The 6,627-nt window shown below is 71.5% G+C and carries 3 protein-coding genes; 2 read left to right on the forward strand and 1 reads right to left on the reverse strand.

Annotation, left to right across the window (positions count from 1 at the left end):
- Nucleotides 1-2: 2 nt before the first annotated feature.
- Nucleotides 3-4,016 (reverse strand): ATP-dependent RNA helicase HrpA, encoded by a 4,014-nt coding sequence (gene hrpA / locus FYC51_RS13220; RefSeq protein WP_148734028.1) that lies wholly within the window; start codon nt 4,014-4,016, stop codon nt 3-5.
- A gap of 80 nt (nt 4,017-4,096) precedes the next feature.
- Here hrpA and FYC51_RS13225 point away from each other — a divergent pair, with 80 nt between their 5' ends.
- Nucleotides 4,097-4,942, forward strand: a complete 846-nt coding sequence (locus FYC51_RS13225) for a CPBP family intramembrane glutamic endopeptidase (protein ID WP_148734029.1) — start codon at nt 4,097-4,099, stop codon at nt 4,940-4,942.
- Between the two features lie 107 nt (nt 4,943-5,049).
- Nucleotides 5,050-5,886, forward strand: a complete 837-nt coding sequence (locus FYC51_RS13230) for an aldo/keto reductase (protein ID WP_148734030.1) — start codon at nt 5,050-5,052, stop codon at nt 5,884-5,886.
- Nucleotides 5,887-6,627: the final 741 nt, after the last annotated feature.

Raw genomic sequence — 6,627 nt, forward strand, 5'->3', positions numbered from 1 at the left:
GCTCAGCCCCCGACCTCGGCCAGCGCCTTCGCGATGCGCTGCGGCGACACGGTCTCGGCCGTGCGGAGCTCCTGCGCGAACAGGCCGACGCGCAGCTCCTCGAGCATCCACCGAACGCGCACGAGCGTCGGGTCGGCCTCGGGGTCGATCGGGATCCGCCCGCCCGCGGCATCGAACGCGGCGACCGCCGGCTCGAGCTGGTTCGCGGCCTGCCGGTCGCGTCCGGGGTTGTCGACGAGCTTGCGCACGCGCAGCGTGATCGCCTCGAGGTAGCGCGGCAGGTGCCGCAGCCGCTCGAGCCCGGTCGCCGACACGAAGCCGTTCGGCACGAGCCCCGCCAGCTGCGCCCGCATGTCGCCGAGCGCTGCCATCAGGTGGATGCTCGAGGCGGCCGAGATGGCGCGGTCGGCCTCGCGCGCGGCCTTCAGGATGCGCGCGACCAGCGCGACCGTCTCGAACATGCGGTCGACGACGCCGGCCGACACGGCATCGCGCACGGCCTCGAACTCGGCCCGCGTGCGCAGCAGGCCGTCGGGGTGGCGAGCCCGCAACTCGGCGTCGACGCAGGCCGCCAGGCAGTCGTCGAGCAGCGCACGCGTGCCCGAGTACGCGCTCGCCGCGAGCGAGAGCTTCTCCTCGTTCGACAGGTGCTCCTGCACGTAGGCGACCGGCGTCGGCGTCGCGAGCACGAGCAGCCGGCGGATGCCGCGCCGCGTCGCCCGGTCGCGCTCCTCCGCCGTGGCGACGAGGCGCAGCGCGACCGACGTCTTCTCGTCGACGAGTGCCGGATACGCGCGGATCACGTTGCCCGCCTGGCGCGTGTCGACGTGCGCGGGCAGCTCGTCCCACTCCCACGTCGTGATCCCGGACTTCTCGGCGATGGTGATTCCCGCCGGCCCGGGAGCCCGCGACGCGGGCGTCTCGAGCTCGGGCTGCTCGCGTGCCGCGGTTCGCGTCGACGGCTTCGACGGTCTCTCGCCCCGCGAGTTCCCCGTCACGGCCTTCGCCACCGCGTCGCGGCTGCGGCTCGCGAGCCGCGACTGCAGCTCGCCGAGGTCCTTCGACGACCCGACCGTGCGGCCGCGCTCGTCGACCGCGCGATACGTGACCCGCAGGTGCGGCGGAACGCGCTCGAGGTCGAAGTCCGACGGGTCGACGGGCGCGAACGTGAGCCGCCGGATCGCCTGCGCGAGCATCGCGGTGAACGGCTCGCGCTCGGCGCCCCCCTCGGGGCCGTCGGGCAGCTCGGCCGAGATCCGCGCCGCCCACTCGGCGGCGGGCACGACCTGGCGGCGCAGCACCTTCGGCAGGGTGCGGAGCAGTGCCGTGATGAGTTCGTCGCGCAGCCCCGGCACCTGCCAGTCGAACCCGTCGGGGCGCACGCGCGGCAGGAGCACGAGCGGCACCACCGCCGTGACGCCGTCGTCCTCGGCGCCCGGCTCGAACCGGTAGGCGAGCGAGTAGGTCTGGTCGGCCTGCCGCCAGCGATCGGGGAAGCCGTCGCCGCGGTCCTCATCGGCCTCGTCGCCGAGCAGGTCGGCGCGCGTCATCGTGAGCAGGCCGGGTCGAATGCGGTGCTCGCCGCGCCACCAGCGCTCGAACGCGCGCGTGTCCGCGACATCCGCGGGCACCCGTGCCTCGTAGAACGCCACGACGGCCTCGTCGCCCGCGAGGATGTCGCGACGGCGCGTGCGCTCCTCGACCTCGCCGAGCTCGCGGCGCAGCGCGCGGTTGGCCCGCACGAACGAGAAGAGGCGCCCGTCGAGGCGGTTCGTGTCCCAGTCCTCCTCGACGAGCGCGTGCCGGATGAACAGCTCGCGCGCGAGCAGCGCGTCGACGCGGGCGAGCTGGATGCGTCGCTTGGCCACGATCGGCACGCCGAAGAGCGTGACCTTCTCGTCGGCGACGGCCGACCCCTGCCGGCGCTCCCACCGCGGCTCGGAGTAGGTGCGCTTCGCGAGCGGGCCGGCGAGCTGCTCGGCCCAGGCCGGGTCGATGGCCGCGTTCGTGCGCGCGAACAGGCGGCTCGTCTCGACGAGCTCGGCGCTCATGAGCGCCGCCGGCGGCTTCTTCGCGAGCGCCGAGCCGGGGAACACCACGAACCGCGCGTTCCGGGCGCCGAGGAACTCGGCCTGCTGCCGCCGTCCCCGTCGCTCGGATTCGCGCGCGGCGCCCGCACCGCCGCGCCCGCTCGACGTCTTCGCGTCGTCGCGGAGGCCGATCTGCGAGAGGAGCCCGGCGAGCAGGGCGCGATGGATCCCGTCGGGGTTCGGGGCGCCCGCGTCCTTCGCCACATGCAGCCCGAGTGGCTTCGCGAGGCGCACGAGCTGCCGGTAGAGGTCCTGCCACTCGCGCACGCGCAGGTAGTTGAGGAACTCCGCCTTGCACATGCGCCGGAACGCGCTGCCCGAGAGCTCGCGCTGCCGCTCCTCGAGGTGGTTCCAGAGGTTGAGGAGCGAGAGGAAGTCGCTGCCGGGGTCGACGAACCGGGCGTGGAAGCCGTCGGCCTGCTCGCGCTTGTCGAGCGGGCGCTCGCGGGGATCCTGGATCGTGAGGCCGGCCACGATCGCGAGCACCTCGCGCGACACGCCCTGCGTCTTCGACTCGAGGACCATGCGGGCGAACCGCGGCTCGATCGGCAGCCGCGCGAGCTGCCGCCCGACGCGCGTCAGCTGCGGGCCGTCACCTTCGCCGTCGTCGTCGATCGCCCCGAGCTCTCGCAGCAGGTCGAGGCCGTCGCGGATGCCGCGGGTGTCGGGCGGGGTGAGGAACGGGAAGTCCTCCACCGCGCCGAGCCCGAGCGAGGCCATCTGCAGGATGACCGCCGCGAGGTTGGTGCGCAGGATCTCGGGATCGGTGTACTCGGAGCGCTTCTCGTAGTCGCCCTCGGCGTACAGGCGGATGGCGATGCCGTCGCTCGTGCGGCCCGACCGCCCCGACCGCTGGTTCGCCGACGCCTGCGAGATCGGCTCGATCGGCAGGCGCTGCACCTTCGATCGCGCCGAGTAACGGCTGATGCGCGCCGTGCCGGCGTCGACGACGTAGCGGATGCCGGGCACCGTGAGGCTCGTCTCGGCGACGTTCGTGGCGAGGACGATCCGGCGCCGCAGGCCCGCGACCTTCGAGGGCTCGAACACGCGGTGCTGGTCGGCCGAGGAGAGCCGGCCGTAGAGTGGGAGCACCTCGGTCTCGCCGCCGCCGCGCCGCGTCGCGTGCGCGCGCACCGCGGCCTCCGCGTCGCGGATCTCGCTCTCGCCCGAGAGGAAGACGAGCACGTCGCCGCGTGCCTCGCGGTCGAGTTCGTCGAGTGCGTCGAGGATTCCCCGCTGCACGTCGCGGTCCTCGGCGGCGGCCCCCTCGTCGTCGGAGTCGTCCCCTGAGCCCGTCGACGGGGACTCGGCGACGAGCGGCCGGTACCGCACCTCGACCGGGTACGTGCGGCCCGACACCTCGATGACGGGCGCGGGCTCGCCCGCGCCACCGTCCGTGGACACCGTCGCGAAGTGCCTCGCGAAGCTCTCGGGGTCGATCGTCGCGCTCGTGACGATGACCCGCAGCTCGGGGCGGCGGGGGAGGAGCCGCTTCAGGTAGCCGAGCAGGAAGTCGATGTTGAGGCTGCGCTCGTGCGCCTCGTCGATGATGATCGTGTCGTAGCGGCGGAGGTCGCGATCGTGGTGGATCTCGTTGAGCAGGATGCCGTCGGTCATCACCTTGATGCGCGTGGCCTCGCTCGCCCGGTCGGTGAAGCGCACCTGGTAGCCGACGAGGTCGCCGAGCTCGACGCCGAGCTCCTCCGAGATGCGCTCCGCGATCGTGCGGGCGGCGATGCGGCGCGGCTGGGTGTGCGCGATCCGCTCGCGCCCGAGCTCGAGGCAGATCTTCGGGAGTTGCGTCGTCTTGCCCGATCCGGTCGCGCCGGCGACGATCACGACCTGGTGGTCGCGGATGGCGCGTGCGATCTCCTCGCGCTGCCCCGAGACGGGCAGGTCGGCAGGATAGGTGATCGCGGGTAGCACAGCCCTCCATCGTATGCCGTCGGTGCGACCTCGACCGCTCGCTCGAGCGAAGCGGGCCGCCGACATGCTAGACACGCCCCATGACCGCGGATGCCGCATCGTCGGCCCCTGTCCCGTCGACGACGGCGCAGGCGCCGCCCGCCGCGGTGCCGGAGCCGGGTCGCGTCTCCCGTCTCGTCGGCCTCCCGATCCTCCGGGTCGTGCTCGTCGGACTCGCCGCGGTCGTGACCTGGCTCATCCTCGTCGCGGCCGGCGACGACGCCGCCTTCCCGCCGATGATGCTCTACGCGGCCGTGTCGATGCTCGTCGTGAACCTCGTGTCGCTCGCCCTCGTGCGTCGTGCCCTGCACGACGAGGGGCTGCGAGCACGCGACCTCATCGACTTCTCCTGGCGCCGACTCGGCACGGACGTGCTCTGGGGGATCCTCTGGCTCGTCGTGCTGTGGATCCCCTTCATCGTCGCGGTGCTGGCCACGGGCTTCGCGCTCTTCGGCGCCGACCTCTTCACGCGGTTCGAGACGCTGTTCTACGACGTCGGCTACGAGCCGGTGTTCGATCGGGCCGTGCTCACGGCGCTCGCCGTCATCGCCGTGGTGACGTTCGCCCCGCTGAACGCGCCGACCGAGGAGCTCGTCTTCCGCGGGTACTCGCAGGGCGGACTGTTCGCCCGCGGCTGGCACCCGGTCTGGGCGATCGTGGTGCCCGCCGCGATCTTCGCCGTCCAGCACGTGTTCTACGCCGCCACGCCCGACGTCGTGGTGATCTACCTCGTCGCGTTCTTCGTCTGGGGGATCGGCTCGGGCATCATCGTGCGCCGGCAGGGCCGACTCATGCCGATCATCGTGGCCCACTTCCTCGTGAACCTCATGACGAGCGCGCCGGCGCTGCTCATCGCCTTCCTTCCGCCCGAGGCGTTCGCCGGCTGACGCGTCCACGCGGCATCCGGTCTCGGTCGACCTCACTGCGAGCGCGGGATTCGCGGGGAGCGAAAGCCCCTGCCGGATGCCGCGACCGGCGTGATGGGATGAGGTTCATGACCCAACCCCCGGTTCCCCGCATCCAGTTGAACGACGGCAACTCCATCCCGCAGCTCGGCTTCGGCGTCTTCAAGGTCGACCCGAAGCAGACCGAGCGCATCGTGACCGACGCGCTCGAGGTCGGCTACCGGCACATCGACACCGCGCGCATCTACGGGAACGAGGAGGGCGTCGGCCGCGCGCTCGCCGACTCCAGGCTGTCGCGCGAGGAGCTCTTCGTCACGACGAAGCTGTGGAACGACGACCAGGGCACGCAGTCGGCCTTCGACGCGTTCGACCGCAGCCTCGACCGGCTGGGGCTCGAGTACCTCGACCTCTACCTGATCCACTGGCCCACGCCGCGGAACGACCGCTACGTCGAGACGTGGAAGGCGTTCGAGCGCCTTCGCGAGTCGGGACGCGTCCGCTCGATCGGCGTCTCGAACTTCCTCGCTCCCCACCTCCAGCGCCTGTTCGACGAGACCGACGTCGTGCCGGCCGTCGACCAGATCGAGCTGCACCCCTACCACCAGCAGCCCGAGACCGCGGCCTTCGCCGAGGAGCACGCCATCGCCATCGAGGCCTGGGGGCCGCTCGGCCAGGGCAAGTACCCGCTCTTCGAACTGCCCGAGATCACGGGCCCGGCCGAGGCGCACGGCAAGACGCCGGCGCAGATCGTGATCCGGTGGCACCTGCAGCGCGGCCACATCGTGTTCCCGAAGTCGAACCGGCGCGAGCGCATGGCCGAGAACTTCGACGTCTTCGACTTCGAGCTCGACGAGGCCGAGGTGCGGGCCATCACCGACCTCGAGCGCGAGGGTCGCGTGAGCGCGCACCCCGACGAGGTGCACTGACCCGACGGATGCCGCGTCGAGGCCCCGGTCGCCGTGCATCGGCTGGGCGGGTCGGGGCCTCCGCTCGTCGGGCGCGTGGTTGCGGGCAAGCGTCCGGTTCCCGGGTCTGCCGGGTACGCGAGGCGACGCGTTGCGCCGTCTCGCTCTTGCTCCGCCCTTCGTCGACTGCCGTGCCGCTCCGCGCCGCGCCCGCCGACGCGCGCCGCGCCACCCGGCGCGACACGCCCGGGATGCAGCCCTGATTTGGCGGGAACGGGCGGCGCCGCGTAAGTTCGTACATGTCGCCACGGCGGTGCGGGAAGCGGAAGCGGCCCGGCCGAGACGGGCGAGAGCGTCTTAGCCAAATAGCCTCGAAGTCGCGTTGCGACTCGGTGATTTCAAGCCTAAGATGGAAAGCCACTCCCGAAGAGGACCGACGTTCGCGTCGCCTCCTCCAGGCCGATCCGGCCGCCGGCTGGAACCGCGTGTTCCGAAGCCCGCTTCGGAGGTGGTACGATAGATAGGTTGCCCTGAGAGCAGGCCGCGAGGCCGTAACTCGGGTGCGTCCGTTCCTTGAGAACTCAACAGCGTGCACTATGTTCAATGCCAATTTTTGAACCCCGACCATCTTTGGATGGTGGGATTCCTTTGGATTGATGGACAGTCAGTATTGATTGTTCTGTCTGTCAGAGGTCAACTCTTGACCGGCGCTCTTCGGGGTGTTGGTTGAACATTTTTTTTGGAGAGTTTGATCCTGGCTCA

It is taken from the genome of Agromyces mariniharenae, from assembly GCF_008122505.1.
Classification (GTDB): Bacteria; Actinomycetota; Actinomycetes; order Actinomycetales; family Microbacteriaceae; genus Agromyces; species Agromyces mariniharenae.

Coding starts and splice junctions, on each gene's coding strand:
- FYC51_RS13230 (WP_148734030.1), top strand. CDS start 5,050: ATGACCCAACCCCCGGTTCCCCGCATCCAGTTGAACGACGGCAACTCC.
- FYC51_RS13225 (WP_148734029.1), top strand. CDS start 4,097: ATGACCGCGGATGCCGCATCGTCGGCCCCTGTCCCGTCGACGACGGCG.